We start from the raw sequence: 26,986 nt of genomic DNA, 5'->3' as shown, positions 1-26,986 counted from the left end.
ATTTTGAACAAAATGGATTGAATCTTCACATGATTAAACAAGCACCAGGGAATAATGGATATGACTACATGCATGAGAGGAAGTTAACGTAATGAACAAAACATATGGATCGAAAACTCGTAAAGGCTGGTCTCTAACAGCAGCTATTCTGCTGATGACCGTACTGGTACTTAGCGCTTGTGGCAGCAAAGCAACGGATAACGGAAGCACGAACGGAGCACAGGCAAGCAATGAACTGGAGCAGATCAAATCTGCCGGTGTCATAAAAGTAGGCATGATGGGTACATACCGCCCATACAACTTCCTGAACGACAAGAAAGAAATGGACGGCTTTGATGCGGATATTGCACGGGAGGTTGCGAAGCGCCTTGGTGTTAAGGTTGAATTTGTATCCCAGGAGTTCTCTGGTCTGACGCCGAGTCTGCAATCCAAAAAGCTCGATGCTATTATCAGCCAAATGACGATTACCGATGATCGGAAAAAGGTTTTGGATTTCAGTGATCCGTATATTACAAACGAAGTGAAGATTATCGTCAAAAAAGACAACAATGATATGACTAAGCTGGAAGACTTCAAAGGAAAAAACATCGGTGTAGGTCTCGGCACGAATGATGAAACGTACCTGCGTAATGAAGTACTGCCCAAAGTAGGCGACTTCACCATTAAAACGTATGACGATGTAATCTCATCACTTAAAGATCTCAATGCTGGACGGATCGATGCTACAATCAACAACCTCTATGCGCTGAAACCGATTGTGGATGCCAACGGATTCAACATCAAAGCGGTTGGTGAACCAATCAAGAGTGACCAAGCAGGTATTGCCGTACGCAAAGACAATCCGGAACTTGTAGCTGCACTGAATGATGCTCTCAAAGGTATGCAAGATGACGGTACGTACAACACCATCTTCAAAAAATGGTTTGGTGAAGAGCCTGCGCAATAATGAACCGGCAAGGCGAAGGGAAGTTTGATGCATGGAACTAATATTTGAAAATATCCCCTTCTTCCTGAAGGGGGCGTATTACACGCTTTATGTTACCGTAATTTCAATGTTTTTTGCCTTTCTGATCGGGGTGCTTGTCGCTATTGCCCGTTTGAAAGGCCCGATGTGGCTCAGGCTGATCGCCCGCTTCTACGTATCCATCATGCGGGGAACCCCGCTGCTGGTGCAATTATTCGTCATTTATTACGGGTTGGTTGATTATGGCGTGACCTTGGGCTCGCTTACAGCCGCCTGTCTTGGACTCAGTTTGAACGCAGGTGCGTTTCTATCTGAGACATTCCGAGGAGCCATTCAGGCAGTACCGAAGGGACAGACTGAGGCTGCATATGCTACGGGCATGACACCAGCTCAAACGATGAGACGAATCGTTTTCCCTCAGGCTGTGCGCATTGCTATCCCACCGATGGGAAACACGTTTATTGGCATGTTGAAGGAAACATCGCTTGTGGCGGCCATTGGAGTGACAGAATTGCTGCGTTCAGCACAGTTACTCGTATCACAATATGCTTTGAATATGCCGTTTTATCTCGCAATCGGTGTGATTTACTGGATTATGAGTATCGGCTTCTCGGCCATTCTGGAACAAGTGGAGCGCCGGCTGGCCCGGGCTTACTGATGGGAGGAGAGAAGCGATGATCACAACAACCGGACTTACGAAACGTTTTCAGAAAAATGAAGTGCTCACGAACATTAATTTGCATGTCGATGCCAAAGATATTGTTGTATTGCTGGGACCGAGTGGTTCAGGGAAAAGCACGTTGCTGCGCTGCTTGAATGGATTGGAAGAGCTGTCCGGAGGACAGATCGAAGTGAATGGCATTGTGGTAAATAGCGCAGATTCGCTGCGTGTCCAGCGTGCCCGGGTATTGGAGATTCGTCGCCAGACCGGCATGGTATTCCAGCAGTTCAATCTTTACCCGCACAAGACGGTGCTAGGCAACGTGGTGGAAGGTCTCGTTACGGTGAAAAAGATCAAACGAGATGAAGCGGCCGCGCGTGCCCAGATTCTGCTGGATCGGGTCGGCCTGTCGGACAAGCAGGATGCATATCCATCCCGATTATCTGGCGGGCAACAACAACGGGTGGCTATTGCCCGTGCACTGGCGATGGAGCCAGAGGTAATGCTGTTTGACGAGCCTACCTCAGCCCTGGACCCTGAGCTGGTTGGAGAAGTACTCTCTGTAATGAAGGAGCTGGCACAGGAGGGCATGACCATGATGGTTGTGACGCATGAATTGAAGTTTGCCCGTAATGTGGCTAATAAAATTATTTTCATGGCGGATGGCTCCATTGTTGAACAAGCGAGTCCGCAGGCTTTTTTTGAACATCCAGAGCAAGAGCGAACACGCCGTTTCTTACAGCAAATTACCGAATTCTAAGAAAGAAGGATAACATCATGAATGTAACAACCGTATGGCAAGGCAAACGCGCGTTTACTTCCGAAGGACCCTCTGGCTATGCTGTTGGCATGGATGCTACTGCGGCTTATGGTGGTGACAGCAAGGGGGCAACCCCGATGGAATTGTTACTGGCGGGTCTCGGAGGCTGTATGGGAATCGATATTACGATGATTCTGGACGCTTTTTTGGACAAAATTACAGGAATCGAGATTGAAGCTCAAGGCACACGTAGTGAAGATATGCCCAAAGGTTTCACCTCCATTGACCTGATCTTCAATGTGGATGGTGATATCCCGGATTATCGCATCTGGAAAGCGATCCAGATGGCAGAAGAGAAGTATTGTGCAGTCTCCGCTTCGTTGAGCGCCGATATTCATCCCAAGCTGATTCTGAATGGGGTAGACACTCCTCGTCCTTAACAGCACACGAGCAAATTTTAAACTGAGAAGGCACTTCCAATCGTGGGAGTGCCTTTTTTGGCTTTTCTAACACATCAACAGTTAGTATGTATAGTCAGGCTGAATGCTGAACAAGGTTCCAGATGCCCATGATTTCCGTGATAGCCTGATCGATCGTTGCAAAAGGAATGCCATCCCGGGCTTGTGTAGATATGCCTTGCATAAAGGTATCAAATACAGTGGTCAGCATGGCCACATTCGTGGAAGCAGGAATATCACCGATATCCACCGCACGCTGGATGCAATCCTGCAGGCGGCTGCGAGTCAGCTTTCTTTTCTCACCGGCAATGTCACGAATATGATTGTTTTTGGAAGAACATGTGCTGGCTGACAGTACAATTAAACAGCCAGATGGATGTGTGCTGTCTGTTTGCATTTTTGCGGTACTTCTTAAAGTGGTTTCAATCGCTTCTTTTGGAGACAATGTGAGATCTGAGAAGCTTTCTGTCACGCGTCCAAACGTACCCATATATCGATCTACCGCTTCTTTATACAGCGCTTCTTTGGATTCAAAGGCTGCATAGAAGCTGGCTGCTGAGATATCCCCCATGGCTGCTCGAAGCTGAAGTAATGAGGTGGCCTCGAATCCTTGCTCCCAAAAGAGCATCATCGCCTGCAACAGCGCTTCATCCCGATCGAAAATGCGTGGACGTCCAGTTCTTGCCATAAGAGATTCCCCCTTGTTTTTCTTAATTATATACTAATCGATCCAAAAGTCATTGACAAGGTGAGGCAGTCTGAATAATATAAGGATTGATCGATCCATAATTCGATTGCTTGTTCTATACTACCTTAAAAGGAGCTGCGCCGATGACTGATATATCTTCTCATCGTTTTCCATGGTTGGGGCTGCTGGCCTTGGCTATGGCGGGTTTCATAGCTATTATGACCGAAACACTTCCTGCGGGGTTACTGCCGCAAATTAGAGAAGGGCTGCAGATTTCTGAGGCAGGGGCAGGGCAGCTTGTCACCTTTTATGCTGTTGGGTCGCTGGTTGCTGCCATACCTGTGGCCGTGCTGACAAGGGGCTGGCGGCGGCGTCCGCTTTTACTTCTGTCGATTATCGGTTTTCTTGTCTTCAACACCATTACTGCCCTCTCGTCAAACTATGTACTGACACTATTCGCTCGTTTTTTGGCCGGTGTTGCAGCCGGTGTCTCCTGGGGTCTGATTGGCGGTTATGCATTACGCATGGTGCCTGATCATCTCAAGGGAAGGGGCATGGCTGTGGCTATGATTGGTACACCGATTGCCTTATCGTTCGGTGTTCCCGCAGGTACGCTGCTGGGTTCCTTTATGGGCTGGCACTCGGTATTCTGGCTGATGTCGTTGCTGGCGTTTGTGCTGATTTTCTGGGTGCTGTGGAAAGTACCCGATTATCCGGGGCAGTCAGCTGATAAGCGCATCTCTGTCATGCAAGTACTGTTCACCCCCGGTGTAATTCCCATTTTGACTGTCGTTTTGGCCTGGATGTTGGCTCATAATATTTTGTACACATATATTGCTCCTTTTCTCGCCGATGTCGGTTTGGAATCCAAAGTTGGACTCATTTTGCTTGTATTTGGCCTGATGGCATTGGTGGGCATCTGGGTTACAGGTATTCTCATTGATCGGTGGTTGCGTATGTTGGTTCTCATGAGCCTCGCCGGCTTTGCTTTGATTTCCCTTGTATTAGGTCTTTGGAGTGAGCACGTTGTTGTTGTCTTCGGTTCTGTTGCGCTGTGGGGTCTGACATTTGGCGGTGCGGCTACCCTGTTGCAGACCGCACTTGCTCAAGTTGCAGGGGAACAGGGTGTGGATATCGTAATGCCGATTAATACAACGGTTTGGAATCTGGCTATTGCCTTTGGCGGAATGGTGGGAGGCGTTCTTTTGAATCAATGGGGAGCTTCGTCCTTTACCTGGGCCATCTTGGCTTTATCACTGGTGGCTCTGATTGTTGCACTGCGTGCCAAAGGATATGGATTCCGCCCATCCCGGAGCCGTTAAGCATCATTCTCCGGTTCAAGCCGGAGGGCAGCGCCAAACCATTGCGATGCGATGGTGAAACAGATCCAGGCACACAGCTCACTGATCTGAGCCTCTGTGAAATGTTCCCGCAGAATGGGGAAGACGGCACGGTCCACATTGCCGCCTGTTTGTATAAATAAATCCGCAAGACCGGTCGCCATACTAATGGCGGCCTCTTCGGGTTTTGGGTCAGGCTGCCCTTTGGCCCGGCAATACATGCATCCGTTTCGCTGAGCGAGTGTTCGTCGTACTTCCTCCTTCAATCGGGCAGATAACAGGCGGTCACCTGCAAGCACATCGCCAAGTGCATTCCAGTGCTGCATAATAGCAGGCTGGTGACCAAGCAGGCGTTGGAATGGGGTTTCTCCGTGGAGTGAGAACGAAATGATGGGCATAATGGATTATCGCTCCTTCAACAAGATATCGATATAAGGATCAAGATACCTTAGATTCTACCGAATTCATGGGCTTCTTCTCCACTGCAAATGAATGCGAATCTATGCTAATCTATAGCATATGCGTCGAAAAAAGGAGCTTGGGAAGACAAATGGATCTGGATCGCACGGATTATCATATTTTGAGACAATTAAGGGAGGATGCGCGTCTGTCCATGCGTGAATTGGCAAGGAAGGTGAATCTTTCCCCATCTTCGGTTAGTGAACGGGTTCGCAGGATGGAGGATGCGGGTATCATTCAGGGCTACCATGTACATATTGATCGGTCCAGATTGGGTTGTGGTGTCCGGTGTATGATCGAGGTGACGCTGCGTAATGGAGAGCATGAGCGTTTTGCCGAGTATATCAGACAGCTGCCTTGGTCCGAATTTGCCTATCGTGTGGCAGGCAAAGCCTGCTTTATAGTGATGCTGTCTGCACCCGGGATGGCAGAAGTTGAAGCGTGTATTACCGAGCTGGCTCCATACGCGGTAACCGTGACTCATGTTGTTTTTTCTCAGGTAGAACTGCCAGATCTCATTCTGCATCCCGAGAATCTGCCGGAAGAATAGCTGTTATTGACAAGCTGTGCAATGGATAAACTGCGGCCTTTTTGGGAGTTCCTTCACAGGGCTTTTGCTGTTATGTGGTATGATAAATTGGAAGGCTTGGATGGCATGATCCTGCCCTTCATATGTAAGCGCTTATACAGACGACGGAAGGTGCAGACATGTTTAAAAGGTTGATACGAACCACCAACAATCTCAAATTAAAGCATAAATTGCTCATTTCCTATGTACTGGTCGTCATGATTCCAATCCTGATTATCGGTCTCGCCGTGACCAGCTATTTCCGCCAGCAAGCTCTGAACAATGCGATCGGGCAGACGATCATCAATGTCGACAAAATCAAAAGCCAGACGGCGACCATGCTGCGTGTGCCAACCGATATATCCAATATTCTAATGTTCAATACCGATCTCAAGGAGATCGTGAATACGCGTTATAAGAGCGTCGTAGAACTAACCTCGGCTTATCTCGCATACAAAGATTTTCAGGAGTACAGGCGTCTGTACCGTGAGATTGCCGGCATTCGGTTTTACTCAACCAACCCGACACTGATCAACAACCTCGAATTTATACCGGTAGACAAGCAGACCCAAGAGAGCTACTGGTACCAGAAGGCACTGAAAACGACCAGCATCGGGTGGTTTTACATTCCGGACAAGGGAGATAATCCTGTACACAAGCTCAGCCTGGTGCGCAAAGTGCCTTTTGCCGAATATCGAACCGAGGGCGTGCTGATGATTGTGATCAATCAGGATGAGCTGAACGGATTGCTGCGTCAAGAGCAGTTCGAGACGTTGATTACGGACGAGCAGGGCTATGTAGTTGCAGCCAAGAATACCGAACTGGTAGGTAAAACGCTGGACGAGCTTGATTTTGGCGTCGATCTGCAGAATCAGGCAAAAGGCACAATAGAAGCTGATTTTCAGGGGGAACCCTCCAACATTGTTATTGATGAGCTGGGCCCTGGATCGAGCATGAACAGTCTGAAGGTCATTTCGGTTTTTGCCACCAAAAATATAGTCAAAGACGCCAACACCGTCAGCATGATCGGCATGATTTTTATTATACTTGTGCTGGTGATCGCGCTATTATTCGTATATATTATCTCGTTCCTCACTTCGAACCGATTGCTCCGGCTGAGTAAACACCTCAATAAGCTTGCATTAGGAGACCTGAACGTGACTTCGCGAATTGACGGGAATGATGAGATCGGGCAACTGTCACGTCAGTTCAATTATATGGTGAAAAGTATTAATGAACTGATGGCTCAGGTGGTAGAAGCGACGGAACAGAACAATCAACTGGAAATCGCCCAAAAAGAGATTAAACTGAAAATGATGGCAAGTCAGATTAATCCTCATTTCCTGTTTAACACTTTGGAATCCATTCGCATGAAGGCCCATATCAAGGGGGAAGCAGAGATTGCCAATATCGTCAGGCTGTTGGGCAAGCTGATGCGCAAGAGTCTGGAGATTGGCAGTGGAAAAACAACCTTCAGGGCAGAGCTTGAAATGGTACGGTCCTATCTGGAGATTCAGAAATTTCGTTACGGTGAACGACTTGCGTTTAACATTTATATCGATCCCAAGGTGGAGAAGATGTACATTCCGCCTTTAATTATTCAACCTTTGGTTGAGAATGCGATTGTCCATGGTCTTGAGAACAAAGAGGGTACGGTCCGTGTTCATATCAGTATTCGTTTAGTAGAGAGCATGGTCCAGATACGAGTACTTGACGATGGTGCAGGCATAACGCCGGAACGACTGGCTGAGGTGATGCAGTTCATCTGTGGACCGGAGGAGCAGGAGAAGAGTCGGATCGGCATGCGCAATGTACATCAACGCTTAACACTGACATATGGGGAGCCATATGGATTGCAGATTACGAGTGTATATGGGGAAGGAACAGAGGTTTCTTTCATCTTGCCAGCAGGAGGGGACCAACATGTATAAAGTGCTTTTGGTAGATGATGAACCGAGCATTCGTGAGGGATTAACAACCATTATTGATTGGGAAAAATACGGATTTCAGGTTATAGGTACAGCTGCCAGCGGGCGTGAGGCTATTACCTGTTTTGAAGAGCTGGAACCTGATCTGACCATTATCGATATTCGGATGCCTGGCATGACCGGACTGGATGTGATCGAAGAAGTGCGACAGCATCATCCAAGTTCACACTTTCTGATATTAAGTGGATATGCCGATTTCGATTATGCCAAGAAGGCGATCAGTTTCGGTGTGGATGGGTATCTGCTTAAACCGGTGGATGAAGAGGAGATTATTGGTGAACTTGAGCGTATTGGTGTGGTGTTGAAGCGCGAGCAGGAGACCCTGGCGCGTTATGCAGGCGAGGATACGGCCTATCGTGAACATCAGCTCGAGGCGTTGCTCTTTGATAGTCTGGAGGGCTCGGTAACCATTGAAGAGGATAGTCTTGGATTGCACTGGCCGCAATATCAGATTGTGTTGCTTGAGATGCACGTATCTCCCGAGCTGCAACGAGGAAGTGTGGTGAAACGCAAATTGGTGGAAGCTTTCGACCAGAAAGATCGGGGCATCGTATTTTCGTTTCATTCCGGTCTGGGTCTATTAAGCAAGGAACCGATTAGATCCATACCATCTGCAAAGAACCTCTATGATGAGTTGCAACGACTTTTGAGTGAATGGAATATTCACATATATGCCGCGGCGGGTGAGCCTGTGGACTCCACAGCAGAAATCGCAAAATCCTATATGCAGGCCAACGGTATATTGGGGGAACGTTTTTTGTTCACAGAACAGCGCATTATGTTATGGAGTGAACACGTGACAGGGACAGCTGTTGCGACTGCGGACGAAAGTGTTGAGCCAGATGAACAGGAACTGGCGGACAGGCTGTATTATGCACTCGACATCCGTAGCAGTGAGTCGGTCATGCGTGTGCTGAGCGAGATGGAAGAGCGTTTGGTCCCCTATCACCGGACAGAACAGGCGATTAAGACAGCGTTCTCTCAGGTGTTTTCCCTGGCTATTAATAAACTTGTGGCCACCAATCAGCATATGCAATCCATTATGCAGGAACAGTCGGTTCTGATTAATGAGGTATACCATCAATTCACAATGCTGGATCTCAAGGTGATGGCTGCTGAACATCTGGACAGGCTCATTCAACGTATGGGTGGTGGCAGCAAGGATACAGTATTGAAACAGATCATTGAATTCATTCGACGTAATCCTGGAGAAAATCTCAAGCTGGAGGTACTTGCTGAAGTATTCAATTACAATAGCAGTTATCTGGGCAAGCTGTTTAAAAATCACACGGGCGAGTACTTCAATGTATTTTTGGATAAGGTTCGTATGGACAAGGCCAAGGCGTTGCTGGATGAAGGATTGAAGGTGCATCAGGTCGCAGCGAGAGTAGGCTACGCCAATGTGGATTACTTCCATGGCAAGTTCAAGAAATATGTAGGTGAATCCCCCTCAGCATACAAACATGCCAGAGAGCATGCGAGAGCACAGTCCAAAGAACAGCCCAGCGAAGCCAACGAATAGTAGAACTGAACTTGGTTTGGCACGTATTCATTGAGGCAGTCTAGTCATCCGTTACTTCACGTAGGTATTTCCATAATTATCAATCACTATAAAACGTTTTCGAGTCTTCCATGGTGCATGTATCCTGATATAGTCCATCGACTTCCCTTTATAAGCAATGGTCTATGTGTGCTTAACATCTTAAACTGGATGTACTCTATATCCAAATAAGGAGGGACAGAACGATGAATTCATCGGATGTGCATACTGTGCGTCATACGTTAAACCTGAATGGAACATGGCAGTTTCGTCTGGATTCAGGCTCGTTGGCGTCCTTACAAGAGCCATCACAACTTCCACAGGCAGATGATTCAGCGTGGGAAGAGATTCAGATTCCCGGTTCATGGGAAGAGCAGGGATACGGTGATGAGCCTGAATATCAAAGGATAGATACATGGACTAAAGAGCGCGAGTATGAGGGCACTGCATGGTATGCACAAAATGTGCAGGTTCCAGTGGATGACCTGGACTGCCAATATGTGTTTAGACTGAAAGGGGCAAGATGGACGACAGACCTCTGGATCAATGGACACTATGCAGGGCAGCAGGATAGCCTGGTGAATCAACAGAAATGGAATGTTACCTCTCTCATTAAGCATGGAGCCCTGAATCGGATTGAGCTGCGTGTGGATAATACGATGAAATTCCCTTTGGCTGGCAGCCATATTCATTCTTTGCATACAGCTACAGCCTGGGGCGGAATCACAGGGGGGGCCTTTTTGGACCGCTTGCCAGCGTACCGAATCCATAGATTACGGATACAGCCTGAGGTTACGAAAGGCACAATATCCGTTCAATGTGCTGTAAGCGCTCCCGTAAATAAGTCAGCTGAAGCACTGCAATTGTATATGGATATTCAGCATCCTGACGGTAGCTGGCTACCCCGTCAAAGTTACAAGATAGAACTGAATATTCAGAAGAGTTTCGAAGAAGTATCTGGAGATGTTTTGGAAGCAAGCTGTGAAATCGATTCATGGCAACTCAAGCTCAGCGAAGGTAACGGTATTGCATTGTGGTCGGATGAATCTCCCGATTTGTACAGGGCAATGATCTCTTTGCATGACGATGTGCAGGAGCTGGATCGAATGGAACAGACATTTGGTATGCGCTCTTTTGCTGCCAAGGGCAAACAGCTCGAATTAAATAGTATCCCTGTGTTTCTGCGTGGTTATGTAGATTGTTGTATCTTTCCGCTTACAGGTTATCCGGTATGGGACAAGGATCACTATGTTCAGCAGTTTCGAATCGCCCGATCCTATGGTTTTAACCATGTTCGTCTGCATGGCTGGAGCGCACCTGAGCCTTTCTGGGAAGCAGCGGATGAAGAGGGCATGCTGGTGCAGGCAGAACTTCCGCATTGGTCGCGATTGTTCGAGAACCGTGATCATTCTGCACCAGCTGAAGTGTTGTCTTATCTGACACAAGAACTGGATGGCTTGCTTCAATCGCTGCATAAACATCCGTCTTTTGTCATGTTTTCCATGGGTAATGAGCTCATTGGAGCGAATGGTCATCCTGAACTGAATGAGCTTGTAAACCGGGCCAGACAGTTGGATCCTACACGCCTATATACGGATAATACGGGTTTTGGACAACTCCCGGCTCAAGGTCGGGAAGGTGACTATCACATCCAATCCTTGAACTGGCATCCTCCGCTTACGTCCGAGCTGTCTGCGGTGCCGGATACAACGCTGGATTATCATGCCGTGACACGTCTTGCGAATTGTCCGGTTGTTGGACATGAGCATGCACAGTTCACCATGTATGTTCGTCCCGAGGAGCGACAGAAGTATACGGGGGTCCTACGTCCAAGCTGGTTGCAACCGATTGAGGATTCTTTAGCACGCAAAGGACTAACAGAAGATCTGGAGAATTTTCAGCAGGCAAGCGGTACCCATCTAGTTCGTTCCTTAAAAGAAGCGATGGAGCGAGTACGCCGAACGCCGGATGCTGCGGGCGTGCAACTGCTGGATATCCGTGATTTTCCGGGGCAGGGACATGCTACGACGGGCATTCTGGACGTATTCTGGGATAGCAAGGGGATTGCGGAGCCCGAAGAATTCAGACAGTTCAACGGCAATGTGGTCTTATTGCTGAGCTGCAGCCAACGTACATTTTATGCAGGAGAACCTATTCGTATTGAAGCACGCATATCTCACTATGGACAGAAACTGATTCAGGATGCAACGATTCATTGGCGGCTTGTCAGTGACGATGTAGTTCAGGACCAAGGGGAGTGGAGCTATGGAAACACGAGTCGTGGTTCGGTACACGAAGTAGGCAGCCTGATAACGAAAGCACCTCTGCAGAAGGCAGCATCCTTTCATATTGAAGCGCAGCTAAGGTCAGGGGATTCTAACATGATCGCCACCAATGTGTGGCATGGCTGGTCATTTCCATTCTATCAGGTCCACTCGCAATCGAATCGGATCTGGAATACGTTGCCGGAACTGCAGCCATTGCTGCCTGAAGCACATCATGATTGCGTAGATCATCTGGACGGATATCAGGTATTGAACCATCGTGAGAGAGATCTGGTCATCATACAAGCACTTACGCCTAACACACTGGATTATCTGGTGAATGGTGGCAGTGTCTGGCTTCAGACAAGTACAGAAGGGCTCTATGATCCGATAGTGACCAAGTACTTGCCTGTATTCTGGAATTATCTCATGTTTGCAACCCAGCCGGGAGCAACGATGGGTATGCATTTACAAGATCAGGTACCCTTACTCGGTTCCTTCCCTCATGATCGTGCCTCCAATTGGCAGTGGTATCATCTAGTGAATGGCACGCCTGCGATATGTCTGGATACATTGCATGGTGTGCGGCCCCTCATTGAGGTGATCGATCATTTTCACAGAGCGAAGCGTCTGGCTTATGCCTTTGAGGTCAAAGTGGGCAAGGGAAAATTGCTGGTTTCCTCACTTCCATTTGCTAACCCATCCATGATGAAACGACCCGAGGCAGCCTACTTGTTTCAGGAGATGATAACGTACTTGCTCGGCAATCATTTTGATCCCGATGCTTCCGTATCTGTAGGAGAGCTGTTAGGAATTGTGAAGTTAAACACCATACGTTTTGCATTATAGTTTGAAGGACCTTCGAGGTCCTTTTTTTGTTCGTATTTATTATGAAGTAAACGATTTCTAAAAAACGTTTTCGTATTATTCCATTTTCAAATTAAATACCCAATTTATCTCATTTGTGAGTAGAGAAAGGAATAATAATCACTGATTTTATAGAGATGATGTCTGATTGTATGGGGGAATATCTAATTTTCATATGATTTTGTCTAAAATGAAGCTGGTATTTTGAAAACGCTCTATCAGGTATGATTATTTTATAAAACAGAGAAGGGGGAACGGAGATGGAAACGCTAACAAAAAAATCCGCTTCCGCGAACAGAAGCAGTGATCCCAAGCCGCCAATCAAAAAACGGCGGAACGGAATTTGGGACAGCATGAAGCAACAAAAGTATCTCTATCTCATGTCATTGCCATTCGTGGTTTGGGTATTTGTATTCAACTATCTGCCACTATGGGGATGGACGATGGCATTCCAAAACTATAAACCAGCCAGGTCGTTCGGCGATCAACAGTGGGTAGGTTTTAAACACTTTGTCGAGTTGTTCAGTGATGATCGCTTCTATCTGGTACTTCGAAATACGCTTGCAATGAGCTTGATGGGACTGGTTGTTGGTTTTATCGTGCCTATTTTCTTCGCGATTCTCCTGAATGAGATGAAAGGCATGTTCTTCAAGCGTGCTGTGCAAACGGTATCCTATCTGCCTCACTTTGTATCATGGGTCGTTGTGGCAGGGATTATCACCAAGATGCTCTCCACCGATGGAGGGATTATCAATGACATTTTGGTAAACCTACACATTATCGATCAACCCATCCAATTCATGGCTAAGGGCAATCTGTTCTGGTACATTGTAACCGCTTCAGACTTGTGGAAGGAAACGGGCTGGAATGCCATCATTTATCTCGCGGCCATTACAGGGATTGATCAGGAGCTTTACGAGGCTTCCCGTGTAGACGGAGCAAACCGCTGGAGACAAATGTGGCATATTACGCTGCCAGGCATACGGACCACGATTTCCGTACTTTTCATCATGTCGATTGGACATCTGATCAGCATCGGTTTCGAGAAGCAGTTCTTGCTTGGCAACAGTCTGGTGACTGACTACTCGGAAGTACTTGATCTATACGCGCTCAATTATGGTCTGAACATGGGACGATTCTCATACGGTACAGCCATAGGCATATTCAACTCCGTTGTAAGTATCATCCTTCTGTTTACAGCGAACGGATTGTTCAAAAAATTCACCAAAGAAAGCATCATGTAGGGAGGGGACCACATTATGGCGAACAAAGCATTCAATGCTAGTCGGGGCGACAAGCTGTTCGATATATTTAACATCCTCGCGATGACCATGGTGCTGATTGTAACACTATATCCATTTCTTAACGTACTCGCCATCTCGCTCAATAACTCGACGGATACGGTACGTGGCGGAATTTATCTATGGCCTCGCGAATTTACATTGCAGAACTACAAAACCATTTTCCAGTATGAGGGATTGCTGCAAGGCTTGCAGATTTCCATTCTACGTACGATTGTAGGTACGGTGCTCGGCTTGATCAGTTCTTCCATGATCGCATTTACATTGAGTCGTCCTGACTTCAAGTTGAGAAAGTTTGTTTCCACTACGCTTGCACTCACGATGTATTTCTCCGGTGGTCTGATTCCGGTGTACATCCTGATGCGTGACCTGAACCTGATCGGTACATTCTGGGTATATGTATTGCCAGGCATGATCAGTGCGTTTAACGTGTTCATTATCCGTTCATTCATTGATGGTCTGCCTTATGCATTGCAGGAATCAGCGAAACTGGACGGTGCGAATGATTTCAAGATCTATTACAGAATCATTTTGCCACTGTGTAAACCGGTACTCGCAACGATTGCATTGTTCCTGGCTGTAGGTCAATGGAATGCATGGTTGGATACGTATCTGTACAATGGTTCAAAAGCACATCTGACCACACTCCAATACGAGCTGATGAAAGTGCTGCAAAGTACACAGCAAGGTTCTGGCGCTGGACGGAATGCCAATGATATGGCACAGCAGATGACACAGATTTCACCGGAATCGATCAAAATGGCGATTACGATCGTTGTAACGATTCCAATCCTGGTTGTATATCCGTTCCTTCAGAAATATTTTGTTGGTGGTATGACACTGGGCGCAGTAAAAGCCTAAGCAAGTCTGTACAGGCTGCCACATAGAGCGGCTGTACACCTCAAGATGAAGCATCAGGATACCCCGAAGTGCAACCATGTGGTCTGCGCTTCACCGTATAGGGCTGCGGCGTGGTTTCCATGAAGCTATAGACAGGGACAAAAAAAGTCTCTAATAAGACAGACATATGAAACGGGAGGATTACCATTATGGCTAGATTCAAAATGAAGATTGCACTGGCTCCAGTGCTTGCAATGTCTTTGCTCGCAGGTTGCGGTGGAGAAAATAGCGGCGATACGTCATTTAAGGACACGAGCGCGGATACAACGCCACTCACTTTTGACTTTTTCAGCGTCGATCCAAGTCCGAACTGGAATGGTATGAAGGATGAAGTGGGTAAAGTCCTTACAGAGAAAACAGGGATAACCCTTAATGGTGAATTCGCCGTTAGTGGTGGTCAGGATAAAGTATCCTTAATGGCGGCGAGCGGAGAATATCCGGATATCGTTTCACCCAAAGGAGAACTCAGCAAACTGGTGGATGCCGGGGCAATGGTTGATCTGACAGATCTGATCGAGCAATATGCTCCCAATCTGAAGAAACTGTATGGTAATTACATGGACCGGCTGAAATACAGTAATGAAGATCAAGCAATATATGTACTGCCGACCTATTATGCGGTAGACCAGAAGTACTTTGATGCAGGCGGTGGATTCGGTATTCAGCAGCGTGTGCTGAAAGAACTGGGTTACCCCGAAGTTCGTACACTCCAGGATTATGAAAATGTATTGAAAGCATACAAAGAGAAGCATCCAACGATTGATGGTCAGCCAACGATCCCGTTAACACTGGATGCGGATGACTGGAGAATCATGATTACGGTGACGAATCCGGCCTTCTTTGCCACAGGCGCTCCGGATGACGGTGAGTACTACATCGATCCAGAGACGTATGAAGCGATGCTTCACTATAAACGTCCAGAAGAGAAAGAGTATTTCCGTTGGTTAAACCATATGTATAGTGTAGGGTTGCTTGATCAGGATAGCTTTGTGCAGAAAACGGACCAGTATAAATCCAAGATTGCGAGTGGACGTGTACTTGGTGTCATTGACCAGGATTGGGGTTATTCCGATGCAGAGAATGCATTGAAGGCAGCGGGCAAGTACGAGGCAACGTATTCACACTTCCCAGTAACCTTGAATAAGGACATCAAAGATCACTCCTTTCAGGACCCTGGTTTTGTATCGGGCTGGGGCGTAGGGATTACCACATCGAATCCGGACCCGGTTCGTACGATCAAATTCTTTGACTACCTGGCTTCTGAAGAAGGGCAAATTCTGATGAACTGGGGAATTGAGGGCAAGCAGTATGAAGTAAAAGACGGCAAACGTGTTATACCTGCCGATATTCAGGATCAAAAAACGAATAATGCAGCCGTATTCCAGAAAGAGACTGGCATTGGGCTCTACACCAATATGTCGGGTCACTATGGAGATGGTGTCAAAGATTCAACAGGTAACTATTACACAACAAACTTCCCTGAACAGATTGTAGCGGCCTATTCCGATGCGGAGAAAGAGACACTCAAAGCATACGGAGCTACAACGTGGAAAGATCTGTTCCCAAGTGAAGATGAGTTCCCGATTAAACCATGGGGAGCAGCCTATAACATGCCGACACCTGGTGACTCGGATTACAATGTCATTTTCCAGAAAACACAGGATATTGTTCGCAAACGGATTCCAGAAGCCATCCTCAGTTCTCCTAAGCAATTCGATGCCATCTATGATGGGATGATTGCCGAGCTGAACAAAGCCGGAGCAGAACAGATGGAACAGCAGTACACGGAACTGGTGCAAAACCGTGTGCAATTGTGGAATGGTGAAGCAGGCAAATAATTTGTGATAGCAAGCTTGATTTTTGAAGAAAAAAGAACCTGATAACTCAGGTTCTTTTAAATATCGAAAACGTTTTCTAAAAATCGTTTTCGATTTAATAAACTCACTATTGACAAGGGATTTTCGAGGCATTAGAATTCAAATATGAAAGCACTTTCATTTGAGATATACCAAGCCTTGTACACCAACCCTTTACTTCAAAAGCGCAAGAATTTGTTCCTCCATGTACTGGAATGGAAAGTGTAATTTCACCTAAAAAAGAAAACGATTTTTATATGGTTTATTGTAAACGTTTTATATTCAGAATCATTTGATTACGGTATGTACAGGCGAGCCTGTTCTACAATAGATAGCTTCATATTATCCATAAGGGGGATTACACATGAAGGGCAAAACACCAAAAACATTTGCAATGCTTCTGTTAGCCAGTGCTCTTGCTATTACAGCAGGTTGCAGCGGCGGAGGAGGAAGTAAGGCTTCAGAGACACCAACGGACACAGGGGATACCACCAGTCCAATCACCTTTACGTTCTTTGGTGCTGACGCAAGTCCAAACTGGAACAACATGAAGGATGCAGTCGGCCAGGAGATTACCAAGCAAACAGGTGTTACAATTGAAGCCGAGTATGATGTGAATAATGGTGGCGACCAGAAGATACCTTTGATGGCTGCCAGCGGTGAATACCCTGATATTATCTATCCCAAAGGTAACTTGTCTAAGCTTGTAGATGCTGGTGCGATGCTTGACCTGACTGATCTGATTGATAAACATGCACCAAATCTAAAAAAAATATATGGGGACCAGATGAACCGTCTGAAATACAGCTTGGAGGATCAGGCCATTTACACAATCCCAACGAATATGGGTGTAGATAATGTGGCGTTTGATGCAACAGGCGGATTCGAGATCCAGCAAAAGGTATTAAAAGAACTCGGTTATCCAGAAGTAAAAACACTTGAGGATTACGAAAAAGTTCTGAAAGAATATTATGCAAAACATCCAACCATTGACGGTCAACCAACGATTCCTCTGACTTTGAATGCGGATGACTGGAAAATAATGATCACGGTAACCAATCCGGCTTTCCAGGCAACGGGTGGCCCGGATGACGGGGAATACTACATTAATCCTGAGACCTATGAAGCGAAGCTGCACTACAAGCGTCCAGAAGAAAAAGAATACTTCCGCTGGTTGAACAAAATGTACAATGAAGGAATTCTCGACAAAGACACCTTTGTACAAAAGGATGACCAATACAAATCCAAAATCGCCAGTGGTCGTGTACTGGGTCTGATTGACCAAGAATGGAACTATGGTGAAGCTGAAAATGCATTGAAATCAGTTAATAATGGCGAGAATACGTACGCTCACTTCTCCGTATCGCTGAACAAGGATATTGTGGATCATACGTTCCAGCCAACCGGATTTGATGGATATGGTATCGGGATCACGACTTCTGCGAAAGATCCAGTGCGGATTATCAAATTTATGGATTGGCTCGCATCGGACGAAGGCCAGGTATTGAGAAACTGGGGCATTGAAGGTAAACAATACAAAGTGGAAAATGGCAAACGTATCATTCCTCAGGATGTTCAGGACCGCAAAACAAATGAAAACTCAGCCTTCACCAAAGAAACAGGCGTTGGAATGTACAACATCTTTAGTGCAAGATACGGGGATGGTGTGAAAGATTCCACGGATAACTACTACACAACGAACTTCCCTGAGCAGATCCAAGCAGGCTACACTGCAGCTGAGAAGGAAACGTTGAAAGCATATGGGATTACAACATGGAAAGAGTTCTATCCTTCCGAAGAGGACCTGAAGCTCAAAGACTGGGGCGCAGCATATAACATGCCAGTTCCTTCGGATACGGATTATAACGTAACATTCCAGAAAACGCAGGATATCGTACGCAAACGGATACCGGAAGCCATCCTTGCTAAACCTGAGAACTTCGACAGAGTCTACGATGATCTTCTGGCTGAACTCGATAAAGCAGGGGCAGTAGAGATGGAGAAACAATATACGGTCTGGATCAAGGAACGTGTCTCGCTGTGGACAGGAAAAGACGTAAAATAACACGGATTGTCTGTAATTCAATGGTTACACAAGAAAGGGCCTTTAAATGGGCCTTTTTTTGTTGATCATGTGATGATTTACATTGACGTAATTTGGGAAATCCAATATAATCTCATTATTGTAAGCACTTCCAGTTTATTGCGTATATAATCTGGTTTTCAAAGCGGCCATAGACCTGGATAATCATCGTTCGCCCCCTGTTTTACGGTTTATCGAAAACGTTTTATATTTTAGTGGGCTCAACAGATATGAGAGGAACAGGAGCTATTTATGTCCCCATTTAATACGCAAATCAGGATTATTCGATTATGCAATGATTTTAATCATGACCGCAGGACAGACGATCCGCGTGTCACCATGAGACGGAGGAATCAACAATGACGATTTTTCAATTTCCGCAAGATTTTCGTTGGGGAACAGCAACGGCTTCCTACCAAATAGAGGGGGCGGCACAGGAAGGTGGACGCGGGATATCTATCTGGGATACGTTTGCCCGTACGCCAGGTAAAGTATTTAATGGAGATAATGGCGATGTGGCTTGTGACAGTTACCACCGATATGAGGAAGATATTGAACTGATGAAACAACTGGGTATTAACACCTATCGTTTCTCAATTGCATGGCCTCGCATCATTCCGGATGGAGATGGCGAGATCAATCGGGAAGGATTAGACTTCTATCACAGGTTCGTCGATAAGTTGCTTGAAGCTGGAATTGAACCTTTCTGCACATTGTATCACTGGGATCTGCCGCAGACCCTTGAGGATGTCGGCGGCTGGGGGAACCGGAGAACCGTGGATGCGTTTGTAAAGTATGCAGAAGTGATCTTCAAAGAATTCTCAGGCAAAATCAATTTCTGGCTGACCTTCAACGAACCATGGTGTATCGCTTTTCTGTCCAATCTACTTGGGATTCATGCACCAGGAAACAGGGATCTGCAAACGTCAATCAATGTTGCTCATGGATTATTGGTTGCGCACGGTAAAGCGGTCCAATCGTTCCGTCGCATGGGCATAACCGGACAGATTGGTATAGCCCCAAACGTATGCTGGGCTGAGCCATACAGCAAAACGCCTGAAGATCAAGCTGCCTGTGATCGGGCTATTGCCCTGAATACGGACTGGTTCCTTGATCCGATCTATAAGGGATCTTACCCGCAATTTCTGGTTGACTGGTTCGCCAAAGCGGGTGCTACAGTGCCGATTCAGGAAGGCGATATGGAGATCATCTCGCAACCGATTGATCTGCTCGGAATTAACTACTACACGATGGGCATTAATCGATTCAATCCAGAAGCGGGGGTATTGCAATCCGAAGAAGTCGACATGGGACTGACAAAAACGGATATCGGCTGGCCAGTAGAATCACGTGGATTGTATGAGTTTATGCACTATTTGCAAAAATACGGAAACGTGGATGTATATATTACTGAGAATGGTGCTTGTATTAATGATGATCTGGAGAACGGCAAAATCAATGATGACCGTCGTATCGCATATTTTCAGCAGCATCTGGCTCAGATCCATCGGATTATTAGTGACGGCATCAACCTGAAAGGGTATATGGCTTGGTCTCTGATGGACAATTTCGAGTGGGCGGAAGGATACCGCATGCGCTTTGGACTCGTGCATGTCGATTACCGTTCACTGGTCAGAACGCCGAAGGAAAGTTTCTATTGGTACAAGAGTGTGATCAAGAACAATTGGCTGGAAACACGGAATTAGCCATACCTGCAACGTTAGGTACAAGTACAGCTTGCACGAAGTAAGCTAAGCAAAAAGGATGGTGGCTTCGGAATATCCGTTGCCCCGTCCTTTTTTGTTTGTTGACAGATAAGACACAAGTTCAAGAAGGTTTAATAAGGTGGAGAATGTTTTTGTTATGAAGAGACGGTTTTTGGGTTATAAGAAGTAAGAAGAACTATTAAGGAACTTGTCAACAGTTAAAAAGTAAATAAAGTGTCCAAATTGCGAAATAAATTTGAACATTTGTTGACTAAAAATCATACTAATGTGGTATATTGGTATAAGGAAAGCACTTACAAAAAGGGAAAAGGAAGTGTTTACTATGGCATCGAAGACAGCAATGGTAAGCCAATTGGAAAGCAAGGACAAAAATATGCGGCGCGCAGTGTTGACGATGACCGTTCTGGCCTGGATCGCACTTATTACGGGAGTGGTTTTGTGCTTGATCAATTTGAATGATTTTAATGATCGTAACCTTGGCTTGATGGTGGGTATTGGATTTTTGGTGGGTAGTGTGTTTATTTACGTAATTGCCAAATCGATTGGACTCGTTCATACACGCCGGGAAGACGAAGGCGCCGATTAATGATAATCTTGCGTTAATTCGTTCATAATAAGACTGGATGAAATCCCGGAATCCCAGTCAATAAAGCCCTTTGCGGATTCGTTGATACTATTCAACGGGACTGCAAAGGGTTTTATTTTGTGTCTTGAAGTGTAAAGATTACAATGTACAAATATCAAGTGTGCAAGCGATTTGTGAGAAAAAATTCACATATTTAAGGTGCAAAATCGACAAATTTGTTAACATGAACAAAAAAGTTGCTCATTTCTGATATCTTTAGAACGAAGAGAGTAGTATACTGATTTTTCAGTATGAGCGAATTTAAGGAGAGGGGATCAAGATGAACAAGAAACCTAGGTCGCTTACCCGGATTATCATTCCGATTGTTCTGACGTTGGTTACAATTGCTTTGATTGTCTGGCCAATGCTGGCAGGTGGGCAGTACGTTGTTCTGGATCCGAAGGGGCCTATTGGCGCTTCGCAGAGAGACTTAATTGTAATCTCGACCATTTTATGTGCTGTCATCATTGTTCCAGTACTCATTTTGTCAGCTGTGATTGTATGGCGTTATCGCGATAAGCCAGACAATAAAGCTGCTTATGAGCCAAACTGGTCTCACAGCACTAAGGCTGAGGCTATCTGGTGGACAGTTCCAATTATTATCATTGGAATACTCGCAATTGTAACGATTCGTTACACTTATGTTCTGGAGCCTTCGAAGCCGCTGGCTTCCGAGAAAGCACCTGTTACCATTCAAGTGTCTTCACTAGACTGGAAATGGTTGTTTATGTATCCTGAGCAAGGGATTGCAACGGTCAATACGTTGAATATTCCGGCAGACCGGCCCGTGAAATTTGAACTTACAGCAGATTCACCAATGAATTCGTTCTGGATTCCGCAGCTTGGTGGACAGATTTACACGATGTCGGGTATGGCGATGACCTTGTACCTGCAGGCAGATCACGAAGGCAAATATTGGGGTTCAGGCGCGAACTTTACAGGTGAACATTTTGGAGAAATGCGTTTTGATGTGAATGCTACATCAGACGAAGATTTTGACAAATGGGTAGCTGAAGTGAAACAGAACTCCCAGCCGTTGACGACAGAAGGTTACAATGCACTGGCTGAACCAGGAACAAGTAATGTTGCTTATTATTCTGCCTTTCCTGAAGGGCTGTTCCAGAATATCGTGACCAAGTATGTTATTGACGGTCAAGGTGCTCACAGCAAACATGGCGGAAGTTCGGATGAAGCTTCAGGAACAAATCAAAATGTAACGGATATGTCCAATCAAGACGCGGACAAGAGTGCTAACTAAAGATTGGAAAGGAGGCCCCCAATGTTAGAGCGACTTAAAGAGTTTGCATCGGAGTTTTTCGTTACCGGTGATCCGCTTATTTATGGTGCGATGGTAGCTATCGGAATTACCATGATTACTATTGTAGCGGTGCTAACTTATTTCAAAAAATGGGGCTGGCTCTGGCGTAACTGGTTAACTACTGTCGATCACAAAAAGATCGGTATCATGTACATCATCGCTTCCATTATCATGTTATTCCGTGGTGGTGTGGATGCGCTAATGATGCGCCTTCAGCTGGCTATGCCTAACAATGAATTTCTAAATCCTGAACACTATAATCAGGTCTTCACAACTCACGGCACAATCATGATCCTGTTCATGGCGATGCCATTTATGTTTGGTCTATTTAACGTTATCGTACCACTACAGATCGGAGCAAGAGACGTTGCGTTCCCGTTCCTGAATTCACTCAGCTTCTGGCTGTTCTTCTTGGGCGCAATGCTGTTTAACCTGTCCTTCGTTATCGGTGGTTCACCGGATGCGGGATGGCTGAGTTATCCGCCTCTATCGGAGCTGTCGCACAGTCCGGGGGTAGGACAGAACTTCTATATATGGGGTATACAGATATCAGGTATCGGTTCCCTTGCTACCGGTATCAACTTCCTGGTTACCATCATTAAAATGCGTGCGCCAGGCATGAGATGGATGAAAATGCCGATGTTCACATGGTCGGTATTCGCTACTTCTATCATTATCTTGTTTGCTTTCCCGATCTTGGCCGTGACACTTGCATTGCTATTCCTCGACAGGTTTGCCGGGGCGCATTTCTTCACACTTGATCTGGGCGGTAACCCAATGATGTATATCAACTTGATCTGGATGTGGGGTCACCCTGAGGTATACATTGTCGTCTTGCCGGCATTCGGTGTCTTCTCCGAGATTGTAAGTACCTTCTCTCGGAAAAAACTGTTTGGTTACAAGTCAATGGTATTTGCAATGTTAATCATCAGCTTCCTGTCCTTCTTCACATGGGCGCATCACTTCTTCACGATGGGTTCAGGAGCAGACGTGAATGCATTCTTCGCCGTAACCACGATGTTAATTGCTATTCCAACAGGGGTTAAGATATTTAACTGGCTGTTTACCATGTATCGAGGAAGGATTCGCATGGCGACTCCGATGATGTGGACACTTGCCTTTATCCCGTGCTTTATTGTCGGTGGTATGACAGGCGTTCTGTTATCCGTTGCTCCTGCTGACTTCCAGTTCCACAACAGTTACTTCCTGATTGCCCACTTCCACCAAGTATTGATCGGTGGCGTTGTCTTCGGATACTTCGCTGGTCTGTATTACTGGTGGCCTAAAATGTTCGGTTTCCAACTCGAAGAGAAACTGGGCAAATGGGCATTCTGGACTTGGAATATTGGTTTCTATGTCTGCTTCATGCCGCAGTACGCTGTCGGTTTGATGGGTATGACACGTCGTCTGAGCACTTACGGCTGGGATACTGGCTGGTGGGAATTGAACCTCGTATCTACAATCGGGGCATTCCTGATGGGTGTCGGGTTCCTGTTCCAAGTTGCGCAAATCGCAGACGGTATTCGCAAATACAAATCACTCAAAGCTCCTGCCGATCCATGGGATGGCCGTACGCTGGAGTGGTCAATACCTTCACCAGCTCCTGAATATAACTTCGCCGTTACACCGCGCGGAGATGATATTGATGAGTGGTGGGAAGAGAAAGAACGTCGTGCCAAAGGTATCTATCCGCCTGAGCAACCGCTTGAGCCGATTCATATGCCGAAGAACTCTGGAATTCCGTTCATCATGTCTGTCTTCTGGTTCATCGCCGGTTTCGGCTTTGTCTTCGGATGGTTGTGGATGGCAATTCTCGGACTTGCTGGCGTAGGGATCTGCATGATCGCTCGTTCATTCTCATACGATACGGATTATTACATTCCGGTCGACGAAATTAAGCGTACCGAAGCGTCGTTAAGGGGGTCGGTATAGATGGCTCAAGCAGCCGCTAAGCACGGTGAGAATCATGCACATGGTCACGACCATGGACATCATGATCCACAGGAAATGAAAATTCTCGGATTCTGGTTTTTCCTGATTTCCGACGTAATCCTGTTCTCCGTATTGTTCGCAACCTTCATTGTGTTGCGTGACAATACGGCGGGCGGACCGATTTTGTCTGAATTGATTAAAATGCCAGGTGTTATCGCTGAGACGTTTATCTTGCTCACAAGTTCATTTACGAGCGGCCTCGCCGTTCTGGCAATGAACCAGGGTAAAGTAAAACAATTAATCAGTTGGCTGGCTGTTACAGCTGTTCTGGGTGCAAGCTTTATCGCATTGGAAGTATATGAGTTCATCGAGTTGATTCACGAAGGGTTTAGCTTCACAACGAGTGCTGCTTCTGGCGCGTTCTTCACCCTTGTGGGTACTCATGGACTTCACGTATCGCTCGGTCTGATCTGGATGATCGGACTTATGTTCCAACTGAAAAAACGTGGTATTACTGATGTTACCCGCGGTAAAATCAACGTTATCAGCTTGTACTGGCACTTCTTGGACGTCGTATGGATTTTCCTCCTGTCGATCGTCTATCTCATGGGGGTGATGTAGATGGCAGAGCACAACTCACATGATTCCCACGGCCACGAGCAACATGGTTCACTGAAGTCCTATGTCATAGGCTTCATTCTGTCCGTCGTTCTGACAATCATTCCACTTGTGGTGGTTCTCAATGATATGATGGGCAGAACAGGAACACTCGTTGTTGTTCTCGGAACAGCGGCACTTCAGTTCGTGGTTCAACTCTTCTTCTTCATGCATATTCGTGAAACGGAGAAACCACGCTGGAATGTCATGGCCCTGATTTTCGGTCTGCTGATTATGATGACCATCGTAATTGGTTCCATCTGGATCATGCTTAACAACGCTGTTGCGCATTGATTCAGAGCAAATAGGGTCTCCCGGTCTGTACTACAGACTGTGGAGCCCCTTTTTTTGTTCTATTTAAAATTAGCATTAAAAAGTCTAATCTTATAACAGTTGGAATATTTCGGGCGTCCATAAAACATGGCTTTTAACAAAGTCAAAGCCTTGTTCTAAAGATCAATCCCATATCTTAGGGCGCTCAATTCCCATTGTTCTCATATAGTCTAACAACTGACCTGTGTGAACGGCTTCGTGGTAAGCAATGCGTAATAACATATCCCCCAGTGTTCTAATATAACCACCTTCATCATAAAGGTCTATTTCTATATTTTCTAAGTCATTTATATGAATTGTTTTTATGTAGTTCAAGAATTCCTCGCGATAAGGCTGTGCAAATTCAAGTTCATCATCTACTGAAGTGAATTCTTTTGCTTCAAAGGGATTAAACAAATTCGATAGTGCTTTGCCACCTCTCCCTATCAGAACTTGGTGAAAAAGAAACTCACCTTGTAATAAATGTCTGATCATTCCAGCACAAGTAAGAGCATCTTCATCAGGTTTCCAATGTAACATTTCTTCAGGTATTGCTTTCCATATTTTTATACTTCTCCGTCTAACTTCTTCAAAATTGAATATTATTACATCCGTTGCATTCATCTAAATCTCCACCTATTCCCTTTTATTTACAGTGAGATTATACCAAGCTCATTTGTTAGAGACAAGAATATACTTTTAATAAATTACGCAAACAACAAAGCTACGAAAACAGTCCATCCAAAAACATTTTGAAAAATAAAGGTACACAAATAGTACTAAATGAACTAAAATGAACTTATATGAACGTAATCTCACTAATGAAAGGAATGGATTAATAATGGAAAACCGTTATGCTGCACACCCGAACGAAGTGAAAACCTATGATACGTCCCGACTGCGCGAGGAATTTCTGATGGAGCAATTGTTCGCAACCGATGAACTGGTGACGGTATATTCCCATGTGGATCGTTATATTGTAGGAACGGCTGTACCTCAGAGCAAGGATATTGCACTTGAAGTAAACCTGAAGGATATCGGAACGAACTTTTTCCTGGAGCGTCGTGAAATCGGTATCATTAACGTTGGCGGTCACGGAACAGTGACAGCTGATGGTCAAGGCTATGAGATTGGGGCGAAGGAATGCCTGTATATTGGTAAAGGCGTAAAGGAAGTCGTCTTCAAGAGCAGTGATAAGGATCAGTCTGCCCAGTTCTATTTTGTATCGACACCTGCACATCACACATATCCAGCGGTAAAAGCAACGCAAGAACAGGCTCAGCCGAATCATCTGGGCAGCATCGAAAGTTCAAATGAGCGTACAATCTATCGTTACATCCACCAGGGTGAGGGTGGAATTCAGAGCTGTCAGCTGGTGATGGGTATTACCGAACTCGACAAGGGCAACATGTGGAATACCATGCCTGCACATACCCATAATCGCCGTTCCGAAGTATACTTGTACTGGAATCTGCCGGAAGACGGCGTTGTGTTCCACATGATGGGCGAACCGAATGAGACACGGCATTTGGTTGTACGTGATCGTCAGGCAATCATCTCGCCAAGCTGGTCCATTCACAGTGGTGTAGGTACAAGCAATTATACCTTCTGTTGGGCGATGGCTGGTGAGAACCAGACGTTCGAGGATATGGACGGTGTAGCGATGAAGGACCTGAAATAATAAATTACAAATATCTTTTTTAAGTTGAACTCAAGAA

At 45.9% G+C, this 26,986-nt stretch carries 23 protein-coding genes; 20 read left to right on the top strand and 3 right to left on the bottom strand.

What is annotated here, in order from left to right; translation table 11 throughout:
- The first annotated feature begins 91 nt into the window (after nt 1-91).
- The 4 genes from ACR32F_RS27755 to ACR32F_RS27740 are packed head-to-tail and all read left to right on the top strand — an operon-like array spanning nt 92 to nt 2,825.
- Nucleotides 92-946, top strand: coding sequence for a substrate-binding periplasmic protein (locus ACR32F_RS27755; protein ID WP_440112783.1), 855 nt, complete (start codon nt 92-94; stop codon nt 944-946).
- Between the two features lie 31 nt (nt 947-977).
- A complete protein-coding gene (locus ACR32F_RS27750; protein ID WP_440112781.1) occupies nt 978-1,622 on the top strand; it encodes an amino acid ABC transporter permease in 645 nt (214 codons plus the stop codon).
- 16 nt (nt 1,623-1,638) lie between these two features.
- Complete coding sequence (locus ACR32F_RS27745) at nt 1,639-2,385, top strand: amino acid ABC transporter ATP-binding protein (protein WP_440112779.1); 747 nt, start codon at nt 1,639-1,641, stop codon at nt 2,383-2,385.
- Between the two features lie 17 nt (nt 2,386-2,402).
- On the top strand, nt 2,403-2,825 hold the full coding sequence (locus ACR32F_RS27740) for an OsmC family protein (protein WP_440112777.1): 423 nt from the start codon (nt 2,403-2,405) through the stop codon (nt 2,823-2,825).
- Between the two features lie 94 nt (nt 2,826-2,919).
- Here the strand turns inward: ACR32F_RS27740 and ACR32F_RS27735 are convergent, their stop codons facing one another.
- Nucleotides 2,920-3,531: a TetR/AcrR family transcriptional regulator gene (locus ACR32F_RS27735; protein WP_440112775.1), complete on the bottom strand. Its 612-nt coding sequence runs from the start codon at nt 3,529-3,531 to the stop codon at nt 2,920-2,922.
- Nucleotides 3,532-3,674: 143 nt separating this feature from the next.
- Between ACR32F_RS27735 and ACR32F_RS27730 the strand changes: the two genes are divergently transcribed.
- Nucleotides 3,675-4,853, top strand: coding sequence for an MFS transporter (locus ACR32F_RS27730; RefSeq protein ID WP_440112773.1), 1,179 nt, complete (start codon nt 3,675-3,677; stop codon nt 4,851-4,853).
- Here ACR32F_RS27730 and ACR32F_RS27725 read toward each other — a convergent pair.
- Nucleotides 4,850-5,269 (bottom strand): carboxymuconolactone decarboxylase family protein, encoded by a 420-nt coding sequence (locus tag ACR32F_RS27725; protein ID WP_440112771.1) that lies wholly within the window; start codon nt 5,267-5,269, stop codon nt 4,850-4,852. The two genes, ACR32F_RS27730 and ACR32F_RS27725, sit on opposite strands and share 4 nt — an antisense overlap.
- Before the next feature lie 140 nt (nt 5,270-5,409).
- Between ACR32F_RS27725 and ACR32F_RS27720 the strand changes: the two genes are divergently transcribed.
- The 14 genes from ACR32F_RS27720 (at nt 5,410) to cyoD (ending at nt 25,250) form a co-directional block, all read left to right on the top strand.
- A complete protein-coding gene (locus tag ACR32F_RS27720) occupies nt 5,410-5,880 on the top strand; it encodes an Lrp/AsnC family transcriptional regulator (RefSeq protein ID WP_440112769.1) in 471 nt (156 codons plus the stop codon).
- A 158-nt stretch (nt 5,881-6,038) separates the two neighbouring features.
- Entirely contained in the window at nt 6,039-7,829 is a 1,791-nt protein-coding gene (locus tag ACR32F_RS27715) for a sensor histidine kinase (RefSeq protein ID WP_440112767.1), read from the top strand.
- Nucleotides 7,822-9,408, top strand: a complete 1,587-nt coding sequence (locus ACR32F_RS27710) for a response regulator (protein ID WP_440112765.1) — start codon at nt 7,822-7,824, stop codon at nt 9,406-9,408. The genes ACR32F_RS27715 and ACR32F_RS27710 overlap by 8 nt, the downstream gene beginning before the upstream one ends.
- Nucleotides 9,409-9,632: 224 nt before the next feature.
- Nucleotides 9,633-12,539, top strand: a complete 2,907-nt coding sequence (locus ACR32F_RS27705) for a glycoside hydrolase family 2 protein (RefSeq protein ID WP_440112763.1) — start codon at nt 9,633-9,635, stop codon at nt 12,537-12,539.
- A 278-nt stretch (nt 12,540-12,817) separates the two neighbouring features.
- On the top strand, nt 12,818-13,801 hold the full coding sequence (locus ACR32F_RS27700) for an ABC transporter permease (protein WP_440112761.1): 984 nt from the start codon (nt 12,818-12,820) through the stop codon (nt 13,799-13,801).
- 15 nt (nt 13,802-13,816) lie between these two features.
- The gene (locus ACR32F_RS27695) at nt 13,817-14,719 is read left to right on the top strand and encodes a carbohydrate ABC transporter permease (protein WP_440112759.1); all 903 of its coding nucleotides are present in this window, start codon (nt 13,817-13,819) and stop codon (nt 14,717-14,719) included.
- Between the two features lie 188 nt (nt 14,720-14,907).
- A complete protein-coding gene (locus ACR32F_RS27690; protein ID WP_440112757.1) occupies nt 14,908-16,596 on the top strand; it encodes an ABC transporter substrate-binding protein in 1,689 nt (562 codons plus the stop codon).
- A 382-nt stretch (nt 16,597-16,978) separates the two neighbouring features.
- Nucleotides 16,979-18,679, top strand: a complete 1,701-nt coding sequence (locus ACR32F_RS27685) for an ABC transporter substrate-binding protein (RefSeq protein ID WP_440112755.1) — start codon at nt 16,979-16,981, stop codon at nt 18,677-18,679.
- 377 nt (nt 18,680-19,056) lie between these two features.
- A complete protein-coding gene (locus tag ACR32F_RS27680; RefSeq protein WP_440112753.1) occupies nt 19,057-20,403 on the top strand; it encodes a GH1 family beta-glucosidase in 1,347 nt (448 codons plus the stop codon).
- 343 nt (nt 20,404-20,746) lie between these two features.
- Complete coding sequence (locus ACR32F_RS27675; protein ID WP_440112751.1) at nt 20,747-21,010, top strand: hypothetical protein; 264 nt, start codon at nt 20,747-20,749, stop codon at nt 21,008-21,010.
- Nucleotides 21,011-21,329: 319 nt separating this feature from the next.
- Nucleotides 21,330-22,307: a ubiquinol oxidase subunit II gene (gene cyoA / locus ACR32F_RS27670; RefSeq protein WP_440112749.1), complete on the top strand. Its 978-nt coding sequence runs from the start codon at nt 21,330-21,332 to the stop codon at nt 22,305-22,307.
- A gap of 21 nt (nt 22,308-22,328) precedes the next feature.
- Nucleotides 22,329-24,299, top strand: a complete 1,971-nt coding sequence (locus ACR32F_RS27665; RefSeq protein WP_440112747.1) for a cbb3-type cytochrome c oxidase subunit I — start codon at nt 22,329-22,331, stop codon at nt 24,297-24,299.
- Nucleotides 24,300-24,920, top strand: coding sequence for a cytochrome o ubiquinol oxidase subunit III (gene cyoC, locus ACR32F_RS27660; protein ID WP_062836430.1), 621 nt, complete (start codon nt 24,300-24,302; stop codon nt 24,918-24,920). It begins immediately after the preceding gene.
- Entirely contained in the window at nt 24,921-25,250 is a 330-nt protein-coding gene (gene cyoD, locus ACR32F_RS27655; protein WP_440112745.1) for a cytochrome o ubiquinol oxidase subunit IV, read from the top strand.
- A gap of 162 nt (nt 25,251-25,412) precedes the next feature.
- Here the strand turns inward: cyoD and ACR32F_RS27650 are convergent, their stop codons facing one another.
- Nucleotides 25,413-25,892, bottom strand: a complete 480-nt coding sequence (locus tag ACR32F_RS27650) for a DinB family protein (protein WP_440112744.1) — start codon at nt 25,890-25,892, stop codon at nt 25,413-25,415.
- Nucleotides 25,893-26,109: 217 nt separating this feature from the next.
- On the opposite strand from ACR32F_RS27650, the gene kduI reads away from it, so the two are divergent.
- On the top strand, nt 26,110-26,949 hold the full coding sequence (gene kduI, locus ACR32F_RS27645; protein ID WP_440112742.1) for a 5-dehydro-4-deoxy-D-glucuronate isomerase: 840 nt from the start codon (nt 26,110-26,112) through the stop codon (nt 26,947-26,949).
- The last annotated feature ends 37 nt before the right edge of the window (nt 26,950-26,986 follow it).

Source organism: Paenibacillus hebaui, from assembly GCF_051934385.1.
GTDB lineage: Bacteria > Bacillota > Bacilli > Paenibacillales > Paenibacillaceae > Paenibacillus.
This window is presented reverse-complemented; position numbering and strand designations above follow the sequence as displayed.